Annotated in this window: 27 protein-coding genes; 7 read left to right on the top strand and 20 right to left on the bottom strand. The window is 69.4% G+C overall.

Annotation, left to right across the window (positions count from 1 at the left end; genetic code table 11):
* Window positions 1-12 precede the first annotated feature (12 nt).
* The 3 genes from ABZ815_RS42450 to ABZ815_RS42440 are packed head-to-tail and all read left to right on the top strand — an operon-like array spanning window position 13 to window position 2187.
* Window positions 13-780: an ATP-binding cassette domain-containing protein gene (locus ABZ815_RS42450; protein WP_357707152.1), complete on the top strand. Its 768-nt coding sequence runs from the start codon at window positions 13-15 to the stop codon at window positions 778-780.
* Window positions 777-1448, top strand: coding sequence for a hypothetical protein (locus ABZ815_RS42445; protein ID WP_357707151.1), 672 nt, complete (start codon window positions 777-779; stop codon window positions 1446-1448). The genes ABZ815_RS42450 and ABZ815_RS42445 overlap by 4 nt, the downstream gene beginning before the upstream one ends.
* Window positions 1449-1479: 31 nt before the next feature.
* A complete protein-coding gene (locus ABZ815_RS42440; RefSeq protein ID WP_357707150.1) occupies window positions 1480-2187 on the top strand; it encodes an SGNH/GDSL hydrolase family protein in 708 nt (235 codons plus the stop codon).
* A gap of 60 nt (window positions 2188-2247) precedes the next feature.
* On the opposite strand, the gene rlmN is transcribed toward ABZ815_RS42440, so the two are convergent.
* On the bottom strand, window positions 2248-3348 hold the full coding sequence (gene rlmN, locus ABZ815_RS42435; RefSeq protein WP_357707149.1) for a 23S rRNA (adenine(2503)-C(2))-methyltransferase RlmN: 1101 nt from the start codon (window positions 3346-3348) through the stop codon (window positions 2248-2250).
* Between the two features lie 132 nt (window positions 3349-3480).
* On the opposite strand from rlmN, the gene ABZ815_RS42430 reads away from it, so the two are divergent.
* Window positions 3481-4503 (top strand): suppressor of fused domain protein, encoded by a 1023-nt coding sequence (locus tag ABZ815_RS42430; RefSeq protein ID WP_357707147.1) that lies wholly within the window; start codon window positions 3481-3483, stop codon window positions 4501-4503.
* Here the strand turns inward: ABZ815_RS42430 and ABZ815_RS42425 are convergent.
* The 6 genes from ABZ815_RS42425 to ABZ815_RS42400 form a co-directional block, all read right to left on the bottom strand.
* Entirely contained in the window at window positions 4483-5322 is an 840-nt protein-coding gene (locus tag ABZ815_RS42425; RefSeq protein ID WP_357707146.1) for a phosphatidate cytidylyltransferase, read from the bottom strand. The genes ABZ815_RS42430 and ABZ815_RS42425 overlap by 21 nt on opposite strands.
* 57 nt (window positions 5323-5379) lie before the next feature.
* Window positions 5380-5937 carry a ribosome recycling factor gene (frr, locus tag ABZ815_RS42420; RefSeq protein ID WP_352350337.1) on the bottom strand — a complete coding sequence of 186 codons (558 nt, stop codon included), beginning with the start codon at window positions 5935-5937 and terminating at the stop codon, window positions 5380-5382.
* Between the two features lie 45 nt (window positions 5938-5982).
* Window positions 5983-6681 carry a UMP kinase gene (pyrH, locus tag ABZ815_RS42415; RefSeq protein ID WP_357707145.1) on the bottom strand — a complete coding sequence of 233 codons (699 nt, stop codon included), beginning with the start codon at window positions 6679-6681 and terminating at the stop codon, window positions 5983-5985.
* A gap of 145 nt (window positions 6682-6826) precedes the next feature.
* Entirely contained in the window at window positions 6827-7660 is an 834-nt protein-coding gene (tsf, locus tag ABZ815_RS42410; RefSeq protein ID WP_357707144.1) for a translation elongation factor Ts, read from the bottom strand.
* 806 nt (window positions 7661-8466) lie between these two features.
* Window positions 8467-9405 carry a 30S ribosomal protein S2 gene (gene rpsB / locus ABZ815_RS42405; RefSeq protein ID WP_357707143.1) on the bottom strand — a complete coding sequence of 313 codons (939 nt, stop codon included), beginning with the start codon at window positions 9403-9405 and terminating at the stop codon, window positions 8467-8469.
* A gap of 243 nt (window positions 9406-9648) precedes the next feature.
* The gene (locus ABZ815_RS42400; RefSeq protein WP_357707142.1) at window positions 9649-10263 is read right to left on the bottom strand and encodes a helix-turn-helix domain-containing protein; all 615 of its coding nucleotides are present in this window, start codon (window positions 10261-10263) and stop codon (window positions 9649-9651) included.
* A 121-nt stretch (window positions 10264-10384) separates the two neighbouring features.
* On the opposite strand from ABZ815_RS42400, the gene ABZ815_RS42395 reads away from it, so the two are divergent.
* Window positions 10385-11713, top strand: a complete 1329-nt coding sequence (locus tag ABZ815_RS42395; RefSeq protein WP_357707140.1) for an MFS transporter — start codon at window positions 10385-10387, stop codon at window positions 11711-11713.
* Window positions 11714-12129: 416 nt separating this feature from the next.
* Window positions 12130-13314, top strand: coding sequence for a peptidoglycan DD-metalloendopeptidase family protein (locus ABZ815_RS42390; protein WP_357707139.1), 1185 nt, complete (start codon window positions 12130-12132; stop codon window positions 13312-13314).
* Between the two features lie 1371 nt (window positions 13315-14685).
* On the opposite strand, the gene ABZ815_RS42385 is transcribed toward ABZ815_RS42390, so the two are convergent.
* The 13 genes from ABZ815_RS42385 to rpsP all read right to left on the bottom strand — a co-directional run bounded on the left by ABZ815_RS42385 (window position 14686) and on the right by rpsP (window position 24926).
* A complete protein-coding gene (locus ABZ815_RS42385; RefSeq protein WP_357707137.1) occupies window positions 14686-15606 on the bottom strand; it encodes a tyrosine recombinase XerC in 921 nt (306 codons plus the stop codon).
* A gap of 216 nt (window positions 15607-15822) precedes the next feature.
* Entirely contained in the window at window positions 15823-17112 is a 1290-nt protein-coding gene (gene dprA, locus ABZ815_RS42380; protein ID WP_357707135.1) for a DNA-processing protein DprA, read from the bottom strand.
* Window positions 17113-17154: 42 nt separating this feature from the next.
* Window positions 17155-18696, bottom strand: coding sequence for a YifB family Mg chelatase-like AAA ATPase (locus ABZ815_RS42375; protein WP_357707133.1), 1542 nt, complete (start codon window positions 18694-18696; stop codon window positions 17155-17157).
* Window positions 18697-19050: a YraN family protein gene (locus tag ABZ815_RS42370; protein WP_357707132.1), complete on the bottom strand. Its 354-nt coding sequence runs from the start codon at window positions 19048-19050 to the stop codon at window positions 18697-18699.
* A gap of 646 nt (window positions 19051-19696) precedes the next feature.
* On the bottom strand, window positions 19697-20020 hold the full coding sequence (locus ABZ815_RS42365; RefSeq protein ID WP_026215037.1) for a DUF2469 domain-containing protein: 324 nt from the start codon (window positions 20018-20020) through the stop codon (window positions 19697-19699).
* Window positions 20021-20059: 39 nt separating this feature from the next.
* Window positions 20060-20728, bottom strand: a complete 669-nt coding sequence (locus tag ABZ815_RS42360) for a ribonuclease HII (protein WP_357707131.1) — start codon at window positions 20726-20728, stop codon at window positions 20060-20062.
* 50 nt (window positions 20729-20778) lie between these two features.
* The gene (lepB, locus tag ABZ815_RS42355) at window positions 20779-21375 is read right to left on the bottom strand and encodes a signal peptidase I (protein ID WP_357707130.1); all 597 of its coding nucleotides are present in this window, start codon (window positions 21373-21375) and stop codon (window positions 20779-20781) included.
* On the bottom strand, window positions 21375-22232 hold the full coding sequence (gene lepB / locus ABZ815_RS42350; RefSeq protein WP_357707129.1) for a signal peptidase I: 858 nt from the start codon (window positions 22230-22232) through the stop codon (window positions 21375-21377). Before lepB (ABZ815_RS42350) ends, lepB (ABZ815_RS42355) begins: the two co-directional genes overlap by 1 nt.
* A 143-nt stretch (window positions 22233-22375) precedes the next feature.
* Window positions 22376-22738 carry a 50S ribosomal protein L19 gene (rplS, locus tag ABZ815_RS42345; RefSeq protein ID WP_357707128.1) on the bottom strand — a complete coding sequence of 121 codons (363 nt, stop codon included), beginning with the start codon at window positions 22736-22738 and terminating at the stop codon, window positions 22376-22378.
* 137 nt (window positions 22739-22875) lie between these two features.
* Complete coding sequence (gene trmD, locus ABZ815_RS42340) at window positions 22876-23655, bottom strand: tRNA (guanosine(37)-N1)-methyltransferase TrmD (protein WP_357707127.1); 780 nt, start codon at window positions 23653-23655, stop codon at window positions 22876-22878.
* Window positions 23655-24155 carry a ribosome maturation factor RimM gene (gene rimM / locus ABZ815_RS42335; RefSeq protein ID WP_357707126.1) on the bottom strand — a complete coding sequence of 167 codons (501 nt, stop codon included), beginning with the start codon at window positions 24153-24155 and terminating at the stop codon, window positions 23655-23657. Before rimM ends, trmD begins: the two co-directional genes overlap by 1 nt.
* Window positions 24156-24229: 74 nt before the next feature.
* Window positions 24230-24475, bottom strand: coding sequence for an RNA-binding protein (locus ABZ815_RS42330; RefSeq protein ID WP_020546537.1), 246 nt, complete (start codon window positions 24473-24475; stop codon window positions 24230-24232).
* A gap of 1 nt (window position 24476) precedes the next feature.
* Window positions 24477-24926 carry a 30S ribosomal protein S16 gene (rpsP, locus tag ABZ815_RS42325; protein ID WP_357707125.1) on the bottom strand — a complete coding sequence of 150 codons (450 nt, stop codon included), beginning with the start codon at window positions 24924-24926 and terminating at the stop codon, window positions 24477-24479.
* A gap of 254 nt (window positions 24927-25180) precedes the next feature.
* Between rpsP and ABZ815_RS42320 the strand changes: the two genes are divergently transcribed.
* Window positions 25181-25785 (top strand): hypothetical protein (locus ABZ815_RS42320; RefSeq protein ID WP_357707123.1); only part of this gene is annotated, 605 nt, incomplete at its 3' end.

Genomic DNA, 25785 nt, shown 5'->3' with positions numbered 1-25785 from the left:
CGTTGCAGCACCATGCGACTGTTACAGGTCTCTTTCCGCTACCGGAGACGTCAGCCCTTCATCCTCGAAGAAGCAGACGCGCAGCTCGCACCGGGCGACGTGATCGAGCTGACCGGGGTCAACGGGGCGGGGAAGTCAACCTTGCTGCGGCTCCTCGCGGGGCTCGCGCGGCCGACGCGGGGGCGCATCACCGACCGTCCCGGCGTCGTGGGCTTCGCCCCCGACCGCTTCCCGACGTCCCAGCCGTTCACGGTGACCGCCTACCTGAACCACATGGCCTCCGTACGCGGCGGCGCGCGGTGGCGGCCCTGGGCCGAACGCCTGCACATGGGCCACCTCCTCGGCCTGCCGCTCGGCGAGCTGTCCAAGGGCAGCGCGCACAAGGTCGGCCTGGTCCAGGCCCTGATGGCGGACCCCGGCCTGCTGATCCTGGACGAGCCCTTCGCCGGCCTGGACGCCGACGCCCGCGAGACGCTGCCCGCCATCGCCACCGAGGTCGCCGGACGCGGGGGCATCGTCATCGCCAGCGACCACCAGGGCGGCCTGCGCGGCCTTCCCGGGCTGCGCTCGTGGTCGGTCGTGGACGGCCGGCTCAAGGAGGCCACCCCCGCGGCCACCGGCCACGAACGCGACCCGGAACGCCCGAGGGTCACAGTGGCGGTCACCCTGCCCGCCGACGAGCTCCCGCTCTTCCTGACCAGAATGCGCGACAAGGGCTACCAGGCGGGCGAGATCAAGGACGCCCAAGCCCTCCCCCACCCCGCCGAGGAGCCCGGATGATCGCTCTGGCCGTCTTCCGCCTGGCCGCGTACGTGCGGTCGCACCGCGTCCACCAGGCGCTCCTGCTCACCCTCGCGATGCTCGCGATCGTCTACGGCAGCCGGGCGCCCAAGGGCACGGAGGCCGCCGTGCTGGCCGACGGCGCCGTGCTGATCATCCCCATTCTGGCCTGGGCCACGCGAAGCCTGCTGGACACCGAGCCCGACCGGCAGCGCGAGCTGTCCGCGATCATGGTGGGCGGGCGCGGCCAGGAGGTCGCGGCGGGGCTCGTGGCGAGCCTGGCCGCCTGCGCCGGGCTGGCCGCCCTCGGGCTCGGCTGGGCCGTCCTGCTCGGGCTGAGCGAGCGTCCCGGCCGGGACGTGCTCGGCGCGGCCCTCGTCCTGCACGCCCTGGCCGTGCTCGCCGGGACCGCGCTCGGGGCGCTCACCAGCCGGGCCGTGCTGCGCTCCCCCGCGGTCTCGATCATGTCGCTGGTGCTCGGCTTCCTGGTGATGCTGCTGCTCAGCGCGTCCCCGGCGTACTGGCTGACGGTTCCGCTGGTGGTCTGGATGCGGACGGCCGGGTCCGGTGAGCTGCTCGACCAGCTGCCCCAACTGGCCGCGATCTCCCTGGTGTGGTGCCTGGCGGGACTCGCCCTGTATGCCTGGAGGCGCCGTAGGGTAGGTTAGTGAGCATTCACTCACCCCTGAGGAGGCAACGGTGAAGGTGATCTGCCTGGGTGACAGCATCACCCGCGGGCAAGTGAGCGTCGACTACGTGGCCATGCTGCGCGACCGGCTGCCCGGCGAGACGGTGATCAACGCGGGCGTCAACTACGAGCCGTCGTCCGAGCTGCTCAAACGCCTCGACGACATCGTGCGGCAGGATCCGGACGTGGTCACCGTGCTCATCGGCACCAACGACGCCAACGCCACTCTGAGCGAGAAGCGGGCGAGGGCCCTGCGCAAGCGCTGGAAGCTCGCGGAGAACCCCACGCCCGCCGCGTACGCCGCCAACCTGACGGCCATCGCCGCCCGCCTGCAGAACGAGACCATGGCCCGCGTGGCGCTGATCTCCCCGCCGGTCATCGGCGAGGACCTGGACTCGGTCCCGGTGCGCCGCACCCAGGAGTTCGCCGAGATCGTCAGGACGGTCGCCGCCGAGCAGGGCGTGACCTACCTGCCGCTCAACGAGCGCATGACCGCCGACCTGGAAGGCACCTCGCCCCGCACCCACTACCGCCCCGAGGGCAATCAGGCGCAGACCGCCGCGATGCAGCACTTCCTGCTCGGCCGCAGCCTGGACGCCATCTCCACCGGCCGCGGCCTGCGGCTCACCACCGACACCGTGCACCTCAACAGCCGGGGCGCCGCCATGATCGCCGACTTGGTCGAGACCTTCGCCGCCCGCTCGACCGCCACGAGATGAACCGCCCCCGCCGACCGCCGCGAGGTGCAGGCGCGCGCTGATCGGTGGCGGGGCCGGACCCTACTCGGCCGCGGCGAGCTGGCCGCAGGCGCCGTCGATCTCGCGGCCGCGGGTGTCGCGCACGGTCACCGGCACCCCGTGGAACTCCAGCCGGCGCACGAACGCCCGCTCGTCCTCCGGCCGGGAGGCCGTCCACTTGGAGCCCGGCGTGGGGTTGAGCGGGATCAGGTTGACGTGCACGAGCTTGTTCCTGACCAGCTTGCCGAGCAGGTCGGCCCGCCACTCCTGGTCGTTGACGTCCTTGATCAGGGCGTACTCGATGGAGATGCGGCGCTTGGTCCTGGCCGCGTACGACCAGGCCGCGTCGAGGACCTCGGCCACCTTCCAGCGCGTGTTGATCGGCACGAGCGTGTCGCGCAGCTCGTCGTCGGGCGCGTGCAGGGACAGCGCCAGCGTGACCGGCAGCCCCTCGTCGGCGAGCTTGCCGATGGCGGGCACCAGCCCGACGGTCGAGACCGTGACGCCGCGGGCGGAGATGCCGAGGCCGTGCGGCGCGGGCTCGACGATACGGCGCACGGCGCCGATCACCTGCTTGTAGTTGGCCAGCGGCTCGCCCATGCCCATGAAGACGATGTTGCTCACCCGGCCGGGCCCGCCCGGTACCTCGCCCGCCGCCAGCGCGCGGGCCCCGGAGACCACCTGCTCGACGATCTCGGCGGTGGACATGTTGCGGGTCAGGCCCGCCTGGCCGGTGGCGCAGAACGGGCAGTTCATGCCACAGCCGGCCTGCGACGACACGCACATCGTGACCCGCTCGGGATAGCGCATGAGCACCGACTCGACCAGCGCGCCGTCGAACAGCCGCCACAACGTCTTGCGGGTCGTGCCGCCGTCGGTGGTCAGCTCCTTGACCGGCGTGAGCAGCGTCGGCAGCAGCGCCGACAGCTTGTCGCGGGCCGCCGGGGACAGGTCGGTCATCGCGGCGACGTCGGTGGTGTGGCGCTCGAAGTAGTGGCGCGAGAGCTGGTCGGCGCGGAAGGCCTTCTCACCCAGCTCGGTGACCGCGGCCCGGCGCTCGGCCATGGACAGGTCCGCCAGGTGCCGCGCGGGCTTGGCCCGCCGCGGCGCGACGAAGGTGAGCTGGCCTGGCTGCTGGGACACGTTTCTGCCTTTGCTCGGGGGACTACCGGGATTTCTCACCGGCCAGGTTAGTGAACGCCGGCCGCGGAGGCGGCATTCCTGATCACGGTACGGCTCGCGTCAGGGTCGCCGCCCGATCTACAGTCATCTCGTATGGCGATTTTCCGGTCGGCATCTGGCGAGGGTGGGACCGAGGTCGTCCTCGCCGCCGGTAACCCCTACGGCAGCCGCACGCTCGTGGTCGAGCGGGACGAGGACTCCTCGGTAGCTTACCTGTGCTCGCCGGAGGGCGCCGTCCACGGAGCGGTCTGGCTGGCCAACCATCGGCCGGCCCCGGCCGTGGTCGACCTGGCCCGGATCAACTCCGGCCTGCCCCCGCTGATGCCCAGGAGCAACACGACGCATCCCGAGGGACGCAGGCCGCTCGGGCAGCTGTCCGCCCTGTGGTTCGAGGAGGGCGACGGCGTGGCCCTCTACGAGGACGACGACCTGCTCGCCGTCATCCCCGGCTGGGCCGACATGAGCAGGGGCATGCCCGGGTACGCCCGCGACGCCGTGGGCGAGTCGCCGTTCGCGTGGGCGCTGTCGGAGGCGCTGGAGGGGCTGCGGCCGCGCATCTCCAACGCCACCTCCTACTGGCGCTGGCGGCACGGCGAGGGGTCGTGGCCGTCGTTCCAGCAGTTCGTCATGGGCCATCTCGACCGGGTGCTGGGCCCGGCGGGCCGCTACTGGGACGCCAGCGGCGAGCGCCTGCCGACCGTCGGCATCACCGAACGGCCCCCGTACGAGGGCCGCGAGCCGACCGTGCTGTCCACGGTGGGGATGAGCTGCCAGCGCATGCCGACGGTCGAGCAGTGGATCGACCGCCCCGACGCCTACGCCCGGATCGAGCTGGCCGTGGCCACCCACGACGACCCCAGGGACGCGGCGCTGCTGCTGGTGTGGCTGGCCCAGTATCCGTGGCACTCGGTGACCTGGCTCGGCCACGGGCACACGGCCAAGTGGTACCACGAGCCGTCGACGTTCCCGCTGGGGCCGCAGTACTCGGGGGTCCTCATGCGGGCCGACCCACCCGACATGCCAGACATGTCGGGGTTCGCGTTCGGCGGGGAGGCCGTCCGGTGGTTGTGGCTCACCCCCGTGACGACGGAGGCGTTAGAGGAACAGCGTCAGTAGCAGCCAGACCGGCACCAGCGTGGTCACCAGCGAGTCGAGGCGGTCCATCAGGCCGCCGTGCCCCGGCAGGATCGTGCCGAGGTCCTTGATGCCGAGGTCCCGCTTGATCATCGACTCGATGAGGTCGCCCACGGTCGCCAGCAACGCCGCCAGCGCCCCGATCAGCGCGCCCAGCCAGAGCGGGCCGTCCAGCAGCCAGGTCACCAGCCAGCCGCCGACCAGCGTGCAGGCGATCACCGACCCGGCGAAGCCCTCCCAGGTCTTCTTCGGGCTGATGACCGTCATCTTGTGCCTGCCGAACAGCACACCCGCGACGTAGCCGCCGATGTCGCTGGCCACGGTCACCGCGATGAAGATCAGCACCCGGTCGCGGCCGTCGGGCGGCGCGAGCAGCAACGCCACGAACGCCGCCAGCATCGCCGGGTAGAACAGCGTGAACACCGAGGCCGTGCCGTCGCGCACGTAGCCGTCGGTGCCGTCGCTGAACATCCGCCACACCAGCAGCACGAACGCGAACACCGCGAACGACCCCAGCAGCCAGAAGGGACCGCCCCAGTACGCCCCGGCCTGCATGGCCACCAGCCCCGCGAGCACCGGGACGGCCGGGACCTTGATCCCGCGCGTGGCGAACGCCTTGGTCAGCTCCAGCACGCCCACGCCGACGCACACCACGACCACCAGGAGGAAGAGCTCCTTGATCGTGTAGAGGGTACCGAGGACCAGTGCACCCAGCCCCACACCCACCGCGATCGCGGCCGGCAGGTTCCTTCCGGTACGGCTGCCGCCGTCGGGACCGGTGCCGGCCGTACGTTCTTCCACAGACACTCTCCATAGCCACGGCCCCCGCCTTCCGGCGAGGGCCGCGAGGCGTGCCGCTCAGACTTCGAGCAGCTCGGCTTCCTTGTGCTTGAGCAGCTCGTCGATCTTGGCGACGTGCTTCTGGGTGAGGTCGTCGAGTTCCTTCTCCGCCCGGCGGACCTCGTCCTCGCCCGCCTCGCCGTCCTTGATCATCTTGTCGAGGGCCTCCTTGGCCGTACGACGGATGTTGCGGATCGACACCTTGGCGTGCTCGCCCTTGTTCTTGGCGACCTTGATGTACTCCTTGCGGCGCTCCTCGGACAGCTCCGGGAACGTCACGCGGATCACGTCGCCGGTGTTGGTCGGGTTGACGCCGAGGTCGGAGTCGCGGATGGCCTTCTCGATCGCACCCATCGCGCTCTTGTCGAAGGGCTGGATGATGACCATGCGCGCCTCGGGCAGGTGGAACGAGGCCAACTGCTGCACCGGTGTCGGAGTGCCGTAGTACTCCGCATTGATCTTGTTGAACATCGCGGGGGTGACCCGGCCGGTCCGGATGGTCGCGAAGTCCTCCTTCGCGACCGAGACGGCCTTGTCCATCTTCTCCTCGGCTTCGAGGAGGGTTTCGTCGATCACAGCGGCTCCCTGTCTACTAGCTGGCGGTGTCGGGCTAGAGCTCCCTCATTTGCCTGCGGGACTCACCAGCGTGCCGATTTTCTCACCGCGTACCGCTCGCAGGATGTTGCCCTCGCCCATCAGGTCGAAGACCACGATCGGCAGATCGTTGTCCTTGCACAGGCTGATCGCGGTCGCGTCCATGACCGCGAGGTCGCGGAGCAGCACCTCGCCGTAGTCAAGGTGGTCGAACCGGACCGCGTCGGGGTTCTTGCGCGGGTCGGAGTCGTAGATCCCGTCGACCTGCGTGCCCTTGAGCAGCGCCTCGGCGCCGATCTCCAGGGCCCGCTGGGACGCCGCGGTGTCGGTGGAGAAGTACGGCGAGCCGAGACCCGCCCCGAAGATGACCACGCGGCCCTTCTCCAGGTGCCTGATCGCGCGGCGCGGCAGGAAGGGCTCGGCGACCTGCTGCATGGTGATGGCGGTCTGGACGCGGGTCTCGACGCCCCGCCTCTCCAGGAAGTCCTGCAGCGCCAGGCAGTTGATCACCGTGCCGAGCATGCCCATGTAGTCGGCCCTGGCGCGGTCGATGCCGCCCTGGGACAGGGTGGCGCCGCGGAACATGTTCCCCCCGCCGACGACGACCGCGACCTGCACGCCCTCGCGCACGGCCTCGGTGATCGAGTCGGCCAGGTGGTCGACGACGGCCGGGGCGATGCCCAGCGGGTCGTCTCCGGCGAACGCCTCGCCTGACAGCTTCAACATCACCCGCTTCCACCTCAGTGGACTCTGCGGGCTGGGTGATGAGGAAGCCGCCGTCCGTGTGGATTCGTGGGCTGACTCCCGGTGGTCCTGCACGGCGGCGGCCTCCTTCATAGGGTGGAACTCTGGGCAGGCAGTTTGCTCAAGCCTAAGCCTGGCCGACCTTGAATCGGACGAAGGCGAGCACCTCGACGCCGTTCTCCTCGGCGTACTTGCCCACGCTCTTCTTGTTGTCCTTCACGAAGGCCTGCTGGACCAGGGTGAAGTCCTTGTACCAGCCGTTGACGCGACCCTCGACGATCTTGCCGATGGCGGCCTCGGGCTTGCCCTCCTCGCGAGTCATCTCCTCGAAGAGCTTGCGCTCCTTCTCGACGACCTCGGCGGGGACGGAGTCGGCCTTGAGGTACTGCGGGGCCATCGCCGCGGCGTGCTGGGCGATGTCCTTGGCGACCTCGGCGTTCGGCTTGTCGAGCTGCACGAGCACGCCGACCGCCGGCGGCAGCGCCGGGTCGGTCTTGTGCATGTACGCGCCGATGTAGCCGCCCTCGAGCACGGCGAAGCGGCGGATCTCGATCTTCTCGCCGAGCGCGGCGTTGGCCACGTCCAGGTGCTCCTTGACGGACTTGCCGTCGAAGGAGGAGTCGAGCAGCGTCGCCACGTCGGCGGGCTTGCTCTCCAGGATGTGCGCGACCACACCGGCGGCCAGCTCCTGGAAGCGCTCGCCCTTGGCCACGAAGTCGGTCTCGCAGTTGAGCTCGAGCAGGGCGGCGGAGGAGTCGCCGTCCTGCTGGAGGGCGACGAGGCCGTTGGAGGCCGTACGGGCCTCGCGCTTGCCCACGTCCTTGGCGCCCTTGAGGCGCAGGAGCTCGATGGCGCGGTCGAAGTCGCCTTCGGACTCCTCAAGCGCCTTCTTGCAGTCCATCATGCCGGCAGCGGTGATCTCGCGAAGCCGCTTGACGTCGGCCATGTTCACGGAAGCCATTGCTCTTATTCCTTGTGGGATTTCGTCGTCGTCGTGGGATCGGGGTGGACGCCCTGGGCGCCCTCCCCTGGTCGGTGCGGCAGGAGCGTGCCGTACCAGGGCCTTGTCGTGCGCGGGTCGTGCGCGGGTCGTGCGTTCTGCCTCGGTCTTGCGCGGTCTCAGGCTGTGATGCTCGGTTGCGGACTGTCGTGCCGGGTCGCCCTTGGACGATGCCCGGACGCCGAACTTCCGCCGACAGGCCGGCCTTCCACCCGCCCCCGGACTCCCGCCCGACGGGCAAGGCTTTCACCCGACCACCTGGACTTTCGCCCAGCCTTTCGGCCATCCGCCCGATCGCCCCGGGTTCCGCCTGGCCTGCCTGGCTTTCACCTGGCCTGCCCGGCTGTCGTCCGGGACTCCGCGTCAGCAGGACGGGCTCCGCCGGTGGAGCGCCGCTCCGCCTCGCTCGGCATACTGCCCAGCGAGGCTCGGCTTATCGCTCCGGCCCGATGGTCATCCCCCTCGGCTCACCGCCTCGGTTCCCGATGGCCACCCGGCCTCGCTCACCGCCTCGGCCCGACGCCACCCTGCTTCGGCTTACCGCCTCGGCGTGGTGCCGTCCTGCCCGGCTTGCCGTCCCGGCTCGGCCGTTTGCCCAGTCGAGACGCGCACCTTGCCCTTCCAAGCCTCAGCCCTCACGGGACCTCGGTTCCGCTCGCCCTCGCTCAGCCGGGTGCCCGCCCCGCGCCGCGGTCTGTGACGACCTGCGGCGCGGAACCGGCGCCTGTGCCGTGCCCGGCCTCACGCCCGAGCCCGGCGGCCGGGTCTCAGGCCTGCGGCTCGGACTCGGGCTTCGCCTCGGCGGCCGGAGCGTCCTCGGCCGGAGCCTCGGCAGCGGGGGCCTCCTCGGCGGCGGCCTCGGCCGGAGCCTCCTCGGCCGGAGCCTCTTCGGCGGCGGCCTCAGGAGCGGCCTCCTCAGCGGCGGCCTGACCCTGGCCCTGCTCGATGAGCTCGCGCTCCCACTCGGCCAGCGGCTCGGCGGCGGCCGGCTTCTCGTCGCCGCGGGCGGCGCCGGAGCGAGCCATCAGACCGGCGGCGACACCGTCGGCGACGACCCTGGTGAGCAGGCCGACGGCGCGGATGGCGTCGTCGTTGCCCGGGATCGGGTAGTCGACCTCGTCGGGGTCGCAGTTGGTGTCGAGGATCGCGACGACCGGGATGCCAAGCTTCTTGGCCTCGCTGATCGCGATGTGCTCCTTCTTCGTGTCCACGATCCACACCGCGCTGGGCACGCGGCCCATGTCACGGATGCCGCCGAGCGTGCGCTCGAGCTTGTCCTTCTCGCGACGGCGCATGAGGAGCTCCTTCTTGGTGAGCCCCGAGCCGGCGACGTTGTCGAAGTCGAGCTCCTCGAGCTCCTTCAGACGCTGAAGCCTCTTGTGCACGGTGGAGAAGTTGGTGAGCATGCCGCCCAGCCAGCGCTGGTTCACGTAGGGCATGCCGACCCGCGCGGCCTGCTCGGAGATGGCCTCCTGAGCCTGCTTCTTGGTGCCGATGAACAGGATCGTGCCGCCGTGGGCGACGGTCTCCTTGACGAAGTCGTAGGCACGGTCGATGTACGACAGCGACTTCTGCAGGTCGATGATGTAGATGCCGTTGCGCTCGGTGAAGATGAAGCGCTTCATCTTCGGGTTCCACCGACGGGTCTGGTGGCCGAAGTGAACGCCGCTCTCGAGCAGCTGTCGCATGGTGACGACGGGGGCCATGTGATGGTCCTCCAGGTCTGGGCGCCCTGCGGATGGGCGCAGTTCTCGGTTGTGCCGCGGCAGCGCGTTGTCTACCGCCCTGATGCCCCAAAACCGCTCCAGCCGGGCCGAGGCCCGGACCGAGGGTGCGGTCCGCAACGGGGCATGCGAAGTCGGCCTGTTGCCACAGGCCATCGAAAAGTCTACCTCCCACACCGCCCCAGGCTGACCGTCTGAGGTCAAACCGACATTCCTGGGTACGGCTCAGCCCGCACCGTGGTCCTCCGTGGGCAACCCCGGCCACGTCCTGGGGGCGACCGGGAAGAGGCTGATCTGCGCCTCGGCGACCCTGGCCCCGCTCGGCGCCTCCTCCGGGCTGCGCTGATGAGCGATGTACGGCTCCAGCAGCTTCTCGATCTCCGCATTCAGCCGTCCGAGCTCGCTCGCGTCGACCCTGATCCGGGTGCGGCTGAAGCGGATCACGTCGCGCCATTCGTCCGGCTCGTGCTCGCTCCTGGCCAGGGCCCGGTCCGCCTCGTCGCCGGCCTCCTTGCGGAACGCCTTGATCAGCAGGGTCTTGGCGTCACGGACCTCCGGCTGGTCGTCCGGCAGCACGCCCACGCTGAACGGCTTGTGCGTCGATCTCCACAGCCGTTCGCGTCCGTCGCCCCTGGGCGGGGCGTCCTCGACGAAGCCGTACTTGGCCAGCATGCGCAGGTGGTAGCTCGCGGCGCTGGGCGTGATCCCGGCGATCTCCGCCACCTCGGTCGCCGTGGCACTGCCCTCCACGCCGAGCCGGTTGAGGATCAGGAGCCTCGCCGGGTGGGCCAGCGCTCGCATCATCTTGGGATCGCTGAGCCTCTCCATGTCCTGCGTCATGTGCCAAAGGTACCCGCCGGCAGATGTGAAGCATTCCCTTTACAACTCTGAAGGAATCCCTTCATACTTATGAAGTCTTCCTTTCACACCTGCCCCTAGCACTACCCCGGAGACCCCGAGCATGGACACGACGCCCCCAGTCCCCCTTCGCAAGCAGCGCGACTACCGCCTCCTGTGGAGCGCCCGCACGATCTCGATCACCGGCTCGGAGGTCTCCAAGCTGGCCGTCCCCCTGACCGCCATCACGCTGCTGACCGCCTCCCCCACCGAGATGGGGCTGCTCACCGCCGCCGCGCCCCTGCCCGCCCTGCTGTTCGGCCTCCAGTCGGGCGCCATCTCCGACCGCCTCGCCCGGCACCGCCCGCTGATGATCGCCTGCGAGCTCGTGTCCTGCGCGGCGGCCCTCACCGTCCCGCTGGCCTGGCTGTTCGGCGTCCTCACTGTGCCCTGGCTGGTCATCGTGGCCCTGGTCATCGGTACGGCCGGCGTCATGTTCAAGTCCGCCAACTTCCCCTACATAGCCGCGGTCGTGGACCCGTCGCAGCGCACCGAGGCCATGGCCGGCTTCCAAGCCTCGTACTCGGTGGCCTCCGTGAGCGGACCCGGCCTGGCCGGCATCCTGGTCCAGACACTCACCGCGCCGTTCGCCGTACTGGCGGAGGCGCTGGCCTTCCTCGCCTCCGCCTTCCTGCTGCGCTCGATCCGCACGCCCGAGCACAACGAGCCCAACCGCTCGTCCAGCATGTGGCGCGACATCGTCGAGGGCCTGCGAACCAGCCTCACCAACCGCACGCTCCGAGCCGTCCTCGGCGCGGGTGTGACGATCAACTTCTTCGCCATGGCGTACATCGCCGTCTACATGCTCTACATGGTCAACACGCTCGGCATCCCCAAGGGGATGATCGGCTTCCTCACGGCCCTGAGCGGCCTGGGCGGTCTCCTGGGCGCCTGGCTCACCTCCCGCCTGGCCAAGCGCTACGGCGAGAACCGCGTCCTGCTCGTCGCCGTCCTGTTCTTCCCGCTGGACATCCTCGCCGTCGGCGTCGTGGACGGTCCCCTCTGGGTGAAGCTCACCGTCCTCGGCCTCACCGGCGTGATGACCGGCGTCATCGTGGTCGCCTTCTCCACCTGCATGGGCGTGATCACACTCCGCGACACCCCCACCGCCCTCCGGGGCCGCGTGAACGCCACCATGACCTTCGCCGTGCAGGGCGTCCTGGCCCTCGGCGGGCTGACCGGCGGCGTACTGGGCGAGTTCATCGGGCTGCGACCGGTCATTCTGCTGAGCGCGGCGGGCATCGCCCTGAGCACCCTGTGGATCTGGCTCTCCCCCCTACGCCCCAACAGTCCTCAGAAGCAGCACCTCCACACCCCGCCCCCTCCCTCTCAGCCCTCCCTCCCCCACGCGCTGACCCACCTCATCGAATCCAAGCGCCGCTCCCTCATCTAGCCCCTCGACCGCGCCCGACGAACTCCACAGCACCGCACAACGCCCCGCACCCCCTGGCCTCCCGCCGCCACGGACCCTCCCCCTGAGGCTCCTCGGCCCCGCCGCCACGGCCCCTCCCATTGAGGCTCCTCGACCCTGCCACCACGGCCCCTCCCTCCAAGGCTTCTCGATCCGCCGCCACGGACCCTCCTCTGTGTCACGGTCGCGCGGCGCTCAACAGCGCCCGTTCTGGTGACGCCGACGGCGCCGTTCTCCGCCCCCGCCCATCGCCACCACCTCTTGCTCCCCACAGCTTCCCCACCCGCCCCCTAACTGGCTGCTACCGCCGTCCACAAGAGGCTCACCACTGCTCCCTTCGTCCCCAGAATCCCGCTCGCCTCGACCTCCGGAGGGCGCCCCCGACAAGACTCCCCGCCATGTCCCCTCACCCAGCACCCCCACCGCCGGAGCCCTGCCCCCGGAACAAGGCACGCCAAGCCCTGACCGCATTGGCCATGCTCACAACGATGATCAGCATCACGGCCATCACCGCCCCGGTTCCTCCGGCAAGGGCCACCCCACCCGCCTGGCGCTGGCCACTCGACGGCACCCCCCGCATCCTGCGCCGCTTCGCCCCGCCCTCCGCCCCATGGCTGGCCGGACACCGAGGCATGGACCTGGCCGCCCCGGCCGACACGCCCGTCCTGGCCGCCGGCACAGGCACCGTCCACTACGCAGGCTCAGTAGGCGGAAGAGGGGTCGTCACCATCGACCACCCAAGCGGCCTCCGAACGACGTACCTGCCGATCACCGCGTCGGTGAAGCAAGGCGAGCCGATCACGATGGGCGCCCGTCTGGGAGTCGTACAAGCCGTACAGGGCCACTGCCAGGAGTCATGCCTGCACTGGGGCCTCATCCAAAGCTCCCGCTACCTGGACCCGCTGCTCCTGTTGGGCCACGCCTCCATCCGCCTCCTCCCCCTCTGGCCCACATCCACCACGCCCCCAGTCACCCCACCCCTGCTGCCTCCAACCCCCAAGGCACGGTCCGAATCGCCCCTCACCTTCCCCTTCGCCCCCACTGAAAGCTCTGCGCCCAACACCACAACCCCGCCGCCCCCGCTCCTCGTCCCCCAACACCCGTCCCTGCTCACGCTCCTGGGGCACCACGACTCCCCTTCCGCCCCGCAGAACCCACCCCCATCCCCCAACGCCACCGCCCTGCAAGCGCTCGCGCCTGTCGCACTTCCGGGCACCGAACCTCTGATCATCACCCCTGAAGCCACCCCCTCTCGTCCCGAGATGCGCTCCAGCAACCTGCCCCTCCGCACCCGATGGACCCCAGCTCCCAAGCAACCGTTTGATCCAACCGAGCGCCCCACCACACCCCGCAAACCCGACATCCAGCTCCTCACACATGCGGCCTCCCTGCCCACAGCCACAGCAGCCGGACTGGGCACTCTCCTTGGCGCCGTCCTCCTGATCACGGCCCTACGCCGCCGCCGACGCCTCCACAAGAAGCCGCACAGCCCAAGAACCGGCCAACCCGGTCAACATCGCAAGCCCCCACGATCGGAAGGAGCACACAGACGCCCGGATCCCCCCTCACAGCGCTCCGCCTGAAGCCCGAAAACCCACCAAAAAAGAGACCTTCGCCCTCAGCGCTCCAACGCTCGCGCATGCAGCCCCAAGCTCACGCCGAGACCCACAGCTGTCACTCCGAGAACCGCATAGATCCCTCCAGAGCGGCCACGATGCTCCTTCGCCCCGGAATGATGCACGCGACCCGCCAACCCTCATCGGGGCACGCTTGAGTCTCCGAACCGGACCAAGCCCCTCCCCCAGAGTGACTCCTTCGCCCCTCGCCACCCTCACCGCCGCGGGCGCCATCGCCACCGCCAGCGCCGCCGGACCCTCGGACCACCAACTCGCGAGGCGACAGGCTGCCCTGCCGAGTTGTGGCGTGAAGTAGCGCACGAGTCGCACAACCCCGTGGAAGTTGTGAGTCGCGTGTTGCAACACGCCGTCCGTTGCAAAGTGAGTTGTGGCTGTTCGTGGCGACCAGGGCGCCCCGCCCCTAAACGAGCAGCGCCGATGAAGTTCGTGGCCGCGTGGAAGGCCGATGTCACTGGCTGCCCGGCCATCGCTTCCTACATGCGAGACACCTCCCTGCGTCGCGAAGGGAAGCTGATGAAGCGACAACCACGCCTTGGTCCCCCTCTGGGCACACAGGGGCGACCCATGTCTTCTTTTCGTACGCACTCCCAGCGGGTGATCCCTCTTCCCCTGCTCCGTTGCGGGAAAGTCGGCTCCACCTGCTCCGTTGCGGGAAAGTCCGGCGATGCGCGTGCCCTGTGATCTGGAAGACGCTGGGTCATCTGGGAAGCGCCGGCGAAATGGGGTGTCCCCTGTACCGGCACAAGCCAGGCTCTTCAAACGTTCAGCGCAGGCACGCCTCGTCTCCGCACGCTTCCTGTCCAGCTGTACTCGCACGCCTCCTGTCCAGCCGTACTCGCACGCCTCCTGTCCAGCCGTACTCGGACCCGGCGCTTGGCGGCCAGGTGGATCACCGCCTCCTTGTCTCTCCGGACCGTCGTACATTCACGACCTGCGCCAGCGGAGGCACGCGCCTTCGCTCCGTCGCTTTTCATCCCTCCAAGGGTCCTCACACAGGCATCACCGCTGGGTCTTCACACCGTCTGGTCCTCAGGCCGATGTGTCGTCATGCCTTGCGGGTCGGCGTCGCCTGGGCGGTGCGCGTTGAACCCACCTGCGTTCGTGAGCTCAAGCTTCGACGCCCAACGGCCCACTCGCTCCCTCGTCTCCCAGCGGGTCAGCGAAGGCCACAGAGCGAAGGGTTTCTGGGCGAAAGGCCGCAGGTCGCCAAGGTGGAGGGTTGTGAGGGGGCGGAGGGTCGTAGGCAGTCAGTGGGAACGGTGTGAGGAGGGGCGTGAGGGATTTGTGAGCGGACGGTTGCAGCCCTGGTTTCATCGATCAGGCGCGGGGGTGGGCTTGGCGGTAGGCGGTGCGGAGGCGGTCGATCGAGACGTGGGTGTAGATCTGGGTCGTGTTGAGGGAGGCGTGACCGAGCAGTTCCTGGACGCTCCGCAGGTCCGCTCCCCCTTCGAGCAGATGGGTTGCCGCGGTGTGCCGCAGGCCGTGTGGGCCCATGTCCGGGGCGCCCTCCGTCTGGGCCAGTCGCGCGTGGACCACCCGCCGTACGGTGCCCGCGTCGATCCGGCCGCCACGGACGCCGAGGAAGAGGGCCGGCCCGGAGCGTTCTCGAACCCAGATGGGGCGTCCGTTGATGCACCATCGGTCCAGGGCTCGAAGGGCCGGTAGTCCGAACGGCACGGAACGCTCCTTTCGTCCCTTGCCCAGGACCCTGATGACATGCCGGTCCCGGTCCACGTCGTCGACGTCGAGCGCGCAGAGTTCACCCACCCGCACGCCTGTGGCGTACAGGAGCTCCAGGAGAGCCTGGTCTCGGAGGTCCTTGGGGTCGCCCGTGGAGACGGGCGCGTTCAGGACGGTCTGGGCCTGCTCCTGGTCGAGCACGGCGGGCAACGGGCGTGGTGCCTTGGCGCTGCCCAGCAACAGCCCGGGATCGGCGGCCAGCCAGCCCCGGCGATGGCAGTACGCGGTGAAGGTGCGGACGCAGGCTGTTCTGCGGGCCAGCGTGGCCCTCGCCTTGCCGGCGCCGTGCTGGTCGGCCAGCCAGGCTCGCAGCTCGCCGATGTCCAGGCCGTCGAGCCGACCGCGAAGGTGGTCGAGGAGGGCGGTGATGTCGGAGAGATAGGCCCGCACTGTGTGCGGAGAGAGGTCGCGTTCGAACCGCAGGTACCTCTCGAACTCCGCAAGGACTTCGTCGGCATTCAGGTCGGGGTTCAGGCTGTCGTTCAAGTCGTTGTCCAAGGCTTCCCCACTGTCCGCGCGGACATCCACCAGTCGTATCACTGCTCGCTCATGCCCGGCTCAGTACGGTGCCCACCGGGCCGGGTCGGCAACCCCACCGTCCCAGTGATCGCGCACGTCCCGCTACAGGCGCTGACGGCGGCTCGGCTGCGCGTCACGCCGTCCACATGTCGGTCACCTGCGTGCGACTCATCCCATGAACTCGTGCGGGACCGGTCAGAAGGGGGTTGCGAGTTCTTGGGGGTGGGGTGGGGGCGGAGTGTCGTCTTCCGTGGGGGGAGGTGGGTCTGTGGCTGGGGCTTCGTTGGCGGGAGGCGGGGCCAGAGCCATGGTTTCAGGGGCTTTCAGGTAGCTGGTTGTGGTTTTGCGGAGGCGCCAACCGCCGGCTGCTCGTTCTATGTAGCCGGCCGCGGCCAGGCCGCCCAGGGCGCTCAGCGTGATGTCCATGCTGACGCCGGCTGAGACTGCTATCGATGCGGGTCCGGCGCCGCCGCGGGTGGGGATGGCGTCCAGGACTCTCTTGGTGGATTCGCTGAGACGGTCACGGGGGACGACGGGGGTTCTCGTCTGTTGGGCCAGGTCGTCGCCTATGACGCCGACCAGCTCGATCATTTCCTCCGGCGTCGTGACGCAGACCGCCTTGCGTTCGCGCAGGAGTTTGTGGCACCCGGCCGACAGCGCGGACGTGGTGGGGCCTGGCACGGCGCCCAGGTGCCGATTGAGGGTGAGCGCGTGGCCTGCGGTGTTCAGGGCACCGCTGCGCAGGGCTGCCTCCACCACGGCCGTTCCTCTGGTCAGGGCGGCGATGAGACGGTTCCTGATCAGGAAGCGAGCGCGGGTGGGGTGGACGCCGGGCGGACATTCGCTCATCACGACACCCTGGTCGCGAACCTTGGCGAACAGGTCCTGATGGCCGCTCGGATAACAGATGTCCACTCCGCAGGCCAGGACGACCACCGTGGGCGACTCGGCCAGCAGGGCGCCCTTGTGCGCCGCGCCGTCCACCCCGTACGCGCCGCCGGAGACGACGGACCAGCCTGCCTCGCTGAGGCCGATGCCGAAGTTGGCCGCGATGTGCAGGCCGTACTGGGTGGCCGCTCGCGCTCCTACGACGGCCACGGATTTGAGACAGGCGAAGCGGAGGTCGGCCGAGCCGTGCAGCCAGAGGCCGAGGGGACGGCTCGGGCCGAGGTGGTCCAGCTGCGTGGGCCATTCGGGATCGCCGGGGATGATCAGCCTGGCTCCGAACCGCTCGCCGGCTTCCAGGTCGGCGGCGGGCTTCGAGGCCGCCAGCCGGACGAACCAGGCGTTCAGCCGCCCCGGCAGGTCACACGGACGTTCCTGCCGCGACTCCTGAGCGGTGAAGGCCGGGGGAAGTGCGCGCTCGCGGATCGCCTCCACCGCGCCGGAGGCACCGAGGTGTGCCACCAGACGGCCCATGGCCGTGTCGCCCACGTCGGCGGCTCGCATGAGGGCCGCACGTGCCACATGCTCCGGACTGGTCACATTGCCTCCTGATGATCTTCATGGGCGGGTGGGTGGCCGGGGTCACGGTCGTACTCCGAGCCAGAAGCCGAGGGCTGCGGTGGTCTCGTCTTCTTCGGGGCGGTCTTTGCCTGCGAGGTCGGCGAGGGTCCAGGCGACGCGCAAGGTGCGGTCGAGGCCGCGGGCGGTGAGGGAGCCCGAGTCGAGACAGGAGGTCATGGGCTTCATCGCCGCCTCGGAGGGACGGAAGTCGGCATGGAGGACGGAGGAGGGGATCTCGGCGTTCGTCCGCCAAGGGGTGTGGGCCAGGCGCTTGACGGCGCGTCGGCGGGCCAGCAGGACGCGTTCCGCCACCGTCTCGCTGGACTCGACGAACTGACGGTCGGCCAGAAGCTCGCGTCTGGACGAGCGGGCGACCGTGACCTTCATGTCGATGCGGTCGAGCAGGGGGCCGGACAGTCGGCCCAGGTATCGGCGTCTGGTGGTGGGCGAGCAGCGGCAGGTGGCGCCGGCCTGGTCGTCGGCCTGGGCGCAGGGGCACGGGTTCGCGGCCAGCACGAGCATGAACCGGGCGGGGAACGTGACCGAGGCCGCGGATCTGGACACGGTGACGCGCCCGGATTCCAGCGGTTGCCGCAACGAGTCGAGGACGTGACGAGGGAACTCGGGAGCCTCGTCCATGAACAGCAGGCCCCTGTGGGCGAGGGACACCGCGCCCGGACGGACGACCGTGCTGCCACCGCCGATGATCGCGGCCGCCGTCGCCGTGTGGTGAGGGCTGACGAACGGCGGACGGCTGACCATGGGACTGTCGGGCGGCAGCAGACCCGCGACGGAATGGATGGCCGTGACCTCCAGGGCGTGGTCGAGCTCCAGGTCCGGCAGGAGAGTGGGAAGGCGTTCGGCCAGGAGGGTCTTGCCGGTGCCGGGCGGGCCGACCATCCACAGGTTGTGGCCGCCGGCCGCACACACTTCCAGCGCTCGGCGCGCCACGGGCTGGCCGACGACGTCCGCCAGGTCGACGGCGGGCTGTGTCACGGGCTTGGGCGTCTCGGCACGCCCATGGGCCTCGGGTTCGGGCGGCTTGTCGCCTTTGCGGAGCCACTCGACCAGCTGACGCAGATGAGCCACCGGGATCACCTTCACGTCGGGGACCAGACCGGCTTCACCCGAGTTCTCCGACGGGACGATCACCGTGGCCTCCTCGTGCGCGGCCGCGGCGCCGAGGATGGACGGGAGCACGCCGCGTACGGCCCTGATGCGGCCGTCGAGGCCGAGTTCGCCCAGGAAGAAGGGCTCGGCGATGCGCTCCGCCGGGACGACTCCGGAGGCTCCCAGGATGGCCATGGCGATGGCGAGGTCGAACTGGGAGCCTCGTTTGGGGAGGCTGGCGGGGAAGAGACTGACGGTGATGCGGGCGTCCGGCCACGGGTAGCTGCTGTTGACCACGGCGGAACGCACCCGGTCGCGGGCCTCGCTGAGCGCCGTGTCGGGCAGGCCGATGAGGTGGATTCCGGCCAGGCCGTTGCCCACGTCGGCCTCCACCTCGACGCTGCGGCCGCTCACCCCGACCAGTGCGACGCTGCGGGTCCGGGCCACGGTCATCTAGATCGCCCCCCGGATGTGGCGCAGGGCGAAGTTGCCCGCGAAGCGCTCAAGGGCGATCACGTCGATGCGCACGGCATCGAAGGAGCGGGACTGCGCCGACAGCCATTTGGCCGCCAGCATGCGGAGCCGGGCCAGTTTGGTGTGGCTCACGGACTCCAGGGCTGTGCCGTGGGACCTGCTCGATCGGGTCTTCACCTCGACGACCACCAGGACCTGACCGTCGACGGCGATGATGTCGATCTCGCCGCGGCGGCAGCGCCAGTTGCGTTCGAGGATCGTCATCCCCTTGGCTTCGAGGTAGATCGCGGCCAAGTGCTCGCCTTCTTTGCCGAGCTCGTCTTTGGGGGCCATGCGCCGTCTCCGTTCATCCGTCTGTCGGGGTTGTTCGGGGACCGACCTTGGCGGATGGCGAGGGGTTCGGAAGGAGGCGAACGGGATTCTGGGGACAGCCAGGGGATGACGGTGATGGCCTGTGGATAACTTCGCGCTACGGGGTGCTCTCCTGCCTCGACGCGCGACACCGGTGCGCTGGCCTCGGGGATGAGGGACGCCGGCGAGCGCCCAGGGCGGGCCGTAGGACGCCAGAACCCTAACTCCGGGACGGCGGAACGCCGGAGCGCCCTACGCCGGGACAAACGACGCCAGCGCGCCGCAGGGCGGGTTGAGGCACGCGCGCCGCAGGGCGGGTTGAGGCACGCGAGCGCTGCGACGTGGCCGACCGCGGGCCAGACGCTGCGCGCTCAGCCCGGTGTGGCGCCCCGGGAGAGGCGGCTCTCGGGAGCGCGCCAGCCGCCGCACGGCTCAATCAGGCGGCGATGGACGGCTGTCCCTACGGGCCGTTGCGGCGCTGCCATCGACTGACGTGTGGCAGGTGAGGGATGGCGCGTGGAAGACGGCACCTACGTGAACGGTGATGTTGCCGTGAAAGGAGGTGACGGCAAGCCCCGTCCCCCCACGGCCAGACGCCGTCGGCGCCCCGCGCCGACGGCCCCCGGTTCTACCCCGAGAACCCTTCCTTGGGCATCTCCAGGTCCGCCTTGGCCAGCTCTTCCACGTTCACATCCTTGAACGTGACCACCCGCACGTTCTTCACGAACCGCGCCGGCCGGTACATGTCCCACACCCAGGCGTCCTGCATCTTCACATCGAAGAAGACGTCGCCGTTCTCCGCGGTACGGACGTCGAGGTCGACCGAGTTGGTCAGGTAGAACCGACGCTCAGTCTCCACGACGTATGTGAACAAACCGACGACATCACGGTATTCGCGGTAAAGCTGCAGCTCCATCTCGGTTTCGTATTTTTCGAGATCCTCTGCGCTCATCGCGGTCCTCCTGTCGTACCGGTCCCCCGGTTCGCCTGCTCAGGCAACCCCGGCCCCCATCTCATTTTCACCCATGCCCCTGGCCACCGTGACGAAGGAGTAACGGTGTTCGGGGCACGGGCCATGCCTCTCCAGTGCCAAACGGTGTCCTGGCGTGACATACCCCTTGTGCTCGGCGAAACCGTACTGAGGAAATCTTCGATCCAGATCGACCATCAGGCGGTCCCTCGTCACCTTGGCCACGATCGACGCGGCCGCCACGCAGGCGGCCACCTGGTCCCCCTTCCACACCGCCAGGGACGGTGCGGGCATACCGGGCACCGGGAAGCCGTCCGTGAGGATGTACTCCGGGTCACACGGCAACTGCGCCACGGCCCGCCGCATTCCCGAGACGTTGCTCTTGTGCAGCCCTCGGGCGTCGATCTCCGCGGCCGGGATCACCACGATGCCCACGTGGGCGGTGGCGACGACGCGGTCGTACAGACGCTCGCGCACCGGCGCGGACAGCAGCTTGGAGTCGCCGAGACCGGCGATCTCCCTGCGCAGGACGACGGCGGCGACGACCAGCGGCCCGGCGCAGGCGCCGCGGCCCGCCTCGTCGACCCCCGCGACCGGGGTCAGCCCACGGCGGGCCAGCGCCCGCTCATAGGCGTAGAGTCCGGAATCGCGCCGGACGACGCTCGGTCGAGGGCGGAACGCAACTGTCATGACACTCGCAGCGTACGCCCCATTCGCCGCAAACCGCGACCGAAAGCCCCTTACTTGACCTTGTCGAAAGTCTCGGGTGTGGAGAACAGGTAGCCGCGCGACAGCGGCCAGTAGCGGACGACCGCCTTGCCGATCACGTCGTCGACGGAGATGAAGCCGCCGCCGGGCTCGTCCATGTGGGCGCGAGAGTCCGCCGAGGCGGTGCGGTGGTCGCCCATCAGCCACAACTTGCCGGCCGGGACGGTGACGTTGAACTTGTCGCCGCCGCCGAAGTCGCCGGGGAAGAGGTAGGACTCCTCGTCGAGCGGCGTGCCGTTGACGAGGATGCGGTGCTTGGAGTCGCAGCACTCCACCTTGTCGCCGCCGACGCCGATGACCCGCTTGATGGTGTCCTCGCCGGTGCGCCAGCCCTTGAAGACCACGATGTCGCCGCGCTCGGGACTGCCCGCCAGCTTGTTGACGAAGACCCGGTCGTTGATCAGCAGGGTGTTCTCCATCGACTCCGACGGGATGTAGAACGACCCGATGACGAACGCCTGCAGCAGCAGCGCGATGCCGACCCCGAGCACCAGCAACAGGACGGTCTCCCGGAAGCCGCCCTTTTTCTTCTCTTTGGCCACGCCCTCCGCCTTCTTGGTGACGGCCATCAGCGCTTCCTCCCCAACCGTCGCCGACGAACCAGGACCAAGGGTACGGCCAGCCCGAACCCGGCCACCAGCGGTACGGCGCCACCGAGTGCCTGCAGCGCGGGCTGCGCGAAGGTGTCGGGTATGGACAGCACGCCCGCCCGGTTGAACGGCCAGACGATCACGAAGGCCCGGCCGATGACCTGACCTTCGGGAATCGAGCCGCCGCCCTGGTCACCGGTGTGGGAGCGCGAGTCGAGCGAGACGGAACGGTGGTCGCCCATCACCCACAGCCGCCCGGGCGGCACGGTGATGTCGAAGAACCTGTCGGACGGCACATTGCCCGGATAGAGGTAGCTCTCCTCGTCGATGGCCGTGCCGTTGACCGTGATGCGCCCCTTGGAGTCGCAGCACTTGACGTGGTCGCCGCCGACGCCGATGACCCGCTTGATGTAGTCCTTCTCGCCGGGCACGACGCCGAAGGCCGTGCCGACCCAGCGGAAGAAGGCCCCGATGGGGTTGGACGGCTCCTCCATCTCGAACTCGCCGTCCCAGGAGTCGACGCCGGAGAAGACCACCACGTCGCCGCGCTCGATGTCACGGGTGTGGTAGACGAGCTTGTTGACCAGGACCCTGTCGTTCTTGAGCAGGGTGTTCTCCATGGACTCCGACGGAATGTAGAAGGCCTGGATCACGAACGTCTTGATGATCAGGGCCAGCACGAGGGCCACAACGACTAGAACGGGCAGTTCTTTCCAGAACGACCCCTTCTTCTCCTTGTCGCCTTTTGCTGGCTTCTGAGTCTCTTCGGCGACCACGTCCACCTCGTCCTCGACAGGGCGGCGCGAGGCGCCGTACTCCTGGTCTTCGCTTGTCATCGCTGACGAGCCTAGATGATGGAACGGCTCGACAAGCCTCGACCGACGTTACACCCAAGGGCGAGTCGCTCCACATAAAGGAAATGGCCCCGCAAAGCCGAAAGGCCCGTGCGGTGCACGGGCCTTTCGGGGAAAGATTCGGGTTACTTCGCGGGGGTCGCCTCGCGCTTCTCGCGGATACGGGCGGCCTTGCCGCGCAGGTCGCGCATGTAGTAGAGCTTGGCGCGACGCACGTCACCGCGGGTCACGAGCACGATCTTCTCGATGACCGGGCTGTGCACCGGGAAGGTGCGCTCGACGCCGACGCCGTAGCTGACCTTGCGGACCGTGAAGGTCTCGCGGGCGCCGCTGCCCTGCCGCCGCAGCACGAAGCCCTTGAAGACCTGGATGCGGGAGCGGTTGCCTTCGACGACTCGTACGTGGACCTCGAGCGTGTCACCGGGACGGAACGCCGGGACGTCGCTCCGAAGGGTCGCCTTCTCGAGCTCCTGGATCTTCGTGTGCATGAGAGCAGTCCTCAAGTCCTCGCGAGCACGCGGAGGTCCACCCGGCCGGAGCTCGCGGCGGACACGCCTGCTGATTTGATGAACCCGGGACCGTTACCCGGGCATGACGGACCAACCGTATGACGGTCGGCAGCGATTCAGTTTGCCACATCTTCCGGCCGGACGCGAAACGACAGCTCTTCGAGCAACTTCCTGTCGTGCTTGTCGAGCGTCTCCGGATCGAGCGCCGCCGCCAGTTCCGGCCGGTTCGCCACGGTACGCCGGAGCGCCTCGTCCCGCCGCCACCGGGCGACTTTTCCGTGATGTCCGGACAGCAGCACGGCGGGAACCTCGTGCCCGCGCCAGACCGGCGGCTTGGTGTAGACCGGGCCTTCCACCAGGTTCTGCATCGAACCAGGAGCGAAGGAGTCGTCGACGGCCGACTGGGCGTTGCCCAGCACGCCGGGCAGCAGCCTGCCGACGGCCTCGACCATCACCAGCACCGCGACCTCGCCGCCGGCCAGCACATAGTCGCCGATGCTGACCTCGTCGACCCGCAGCCGGGCGCCGTACTCGGCCATGACGCGCGAGTCGATGCCCTCGTAGCGCCCGCAGGCGAACAGCAGCCACGGCTCGGCGGCCAGCTCCTGGGCCAGCTCCTGGGTGAAAGGCCGACCGCTCGGCGTCGGCACGATCACCCGCGGCGTGCCGTCGCCGATCAACGAGTCGATGGCCTCGCCCCAGACCTCGGGCTTCATCACCATGCCGGGACCGCCGCCGTACGGCGTGTCGTCGACCGTCCTGTGCACGTCGTGCGCCCAGTCGCGGAGCTGGTGGACGCGTACGTCGAGGGTGCCGCGCTCGCGCGCCTTGCCGATCAGGGAGACGTCGAGCGGGGCGAAGTACTCAGGGAAGATGGAGATGATGTCGAGGCGCATCACAGCAGGCCCTCTGGCGGGTCGACGACCAGGCGCCCGCCCGTCAGATCGACCTCGGGCACCAGGGCCTTCACGAACGGGATGAGCGCGTCGTCCTGCCCGCACCGGCGTACGACCAGCAGGTCCTGGCCGTGGTGCAGCACGTCGGTGATCTCGCCGACGGGCTCGCCCGACACGGTCTCCACCGCCAGCCCGACGAGCTGGTGGTCGTGGAACTCGTCCGGGTCGTCCGACGGCTCCACCTCGGCGGAGTCGATGACCAGCATGGTGCCCCGGAGCTCCTCGGCCCCGTCGCGCCCGTGAACCCCCTCGAACGCGATCAGCAGCACACCCTTGTGCCAGCGGCGGCTCTCGATGACGAGCGGCCCCCTGCTCGCCGGGTCGGTCACGACGGACGCGCCCTCGGCGAAGCGCAGCTCGGGATCGTCGGTGCGCACCTCCACGGTCACCTCGCCGCGTACACCGTGCGGACGGCCTATCCGGCCGACGACCAGCTGCACGTGAAACCCACCTTCTCCTAACGCAAGCGCCCCCATCGGCCTTTCAGGACCGATGAGGGCGCGAATTCCTGACGCTAACGGACTGCTTCGTCCAGGTCGAGCAGATCGACCCGTACGTACTTCCCGTCGGCCAGGGCGTTCACAACGGTGCGCAGCGCCTTGGCGGTGCGTCCGCCGCGTCCGATGACCTTGCCCAGGTCCTCGGGGTGCACCCGGACCTCCAGGACGCGCCCGCTGCGAATGCGGCGAGCGCGGACCCGGACATCGTCAGGATGTTCGACGATGCCCTTAACGAGGTGCTCGAGAGCCTCCTCGAGCACGTCAGCCCTCGCCCTCGGTCGGGGTCTCGGCGGCGGGGGCGACCTCGGCCTCTTCCTTCTTCTTGGCACGCTTGGGCGCCGTGGTGGCGGCCGCACCGGTGTCGCCACCGGACAGCGCCTCCTTGGCCGCGGCCTCGTAGAGGGCGTGACGGTCGGGCGCGGGCTCGGCGACCTTCATCGGCGCCGGGGCGGCCTCGCCCTTGAACTTCTGCCAGTCACCGGTGAGCTTGAGCAGCTTGAGCACCGGCTCGGTCGGCTGCGCGCCGACACCCAGCCAGTAGGCCGCACGCTCGGCGTTGACCTCGATGCGCGAAGGGTTTTCCTTCGGGTGGTACAGGCCGATCTCCTCGATCGCCCGGCCGTCACGCTTGGTGCGGCTGTCGGCGATGACGATTCGGTACTGAGCGTTGCGGATCATGCCGAGCCGCTTGAGCTTGATCTTGACTGCCACTGGTGTGGTCTCTCCTGCATTCGAGCGTGGGTGAACGGCACCTCATCGAGTGGGGCACGATGAGACGACGCTCCAGGGACAGGCGCGGCTGGCGGGAGATGAGAGGGCACCCACCTGGTCACGATGTTCCAACATGTCATTCTGCCAGACCGCGGACACTGCCTTCGACCAGTACCGGCAGGCCGCGGCAAAGGCTCGGCAAGGGCCGCGTGTCACCTCGTCCGACTTGATCAACTTCCCTGCGGAATGAGTGGGTGACCACCACGACCCATCCGCTGCTCACCCGCCCGCGAGTGCTCACCGCCGGCGTGTCCGTCCTGCTCACCGGCGCCTTGTTCGGGCTTACGGCCACCGCCGCGGCGGGCGAGTTCGCCAACGCCAATGGTATGACCCTGACCATCACCGAGATCCCCGAGGTGGGCCAGCCCGGCTTCTCGGGCACCTGGGGCACCGCCTCCGTGGGGCCCGACCCGGGCGTCGACAACGGTGACTGGAGCGACCCCGACAACGTCACCCAATTCACCGACCTCGCCAACGAACAGCTCCAGGCGAGCGGCCTCGACGCGCCCGATGTCTGGGAGGCCAGCGCCTCATTGGTCGTCGACAACCTCTATCTCAACCAGAACGCCTCTGAGCCGCTGCTCGTCACGGGGAACGTGTCCACGCACGCGCGATGCACGCCGCCGGCTCCGGCGATGTCGTCCACCCTGGTGACGCCCGGGTCCGTCACAGTGCTCGGCGTGCCTGTGGAGGTGGGGACCACCGAGGTTCGCGCGACGGGCGAACAACTCGGCTACCCCGGCGAGGGGGGGGTGGGGGGGTGCGGGCTCTGGGAGGTCGTCGAGGAGCACGACCAGCA

Source organism: Nonomuraea sp. NPDC047529, assembly GCF_040642995.1.
Taxonomy (GTDB): Bacteria; Actinomycetota; Actinomycetes; order Streptosporangiales; family Streptosporangiaceae; genus Nonomuraea.
The sequence above is the reverse complement of the archived record's forward strand: the minus strand, read 5'-3'. Positions and strand labels throughout refer to the sequence as shown.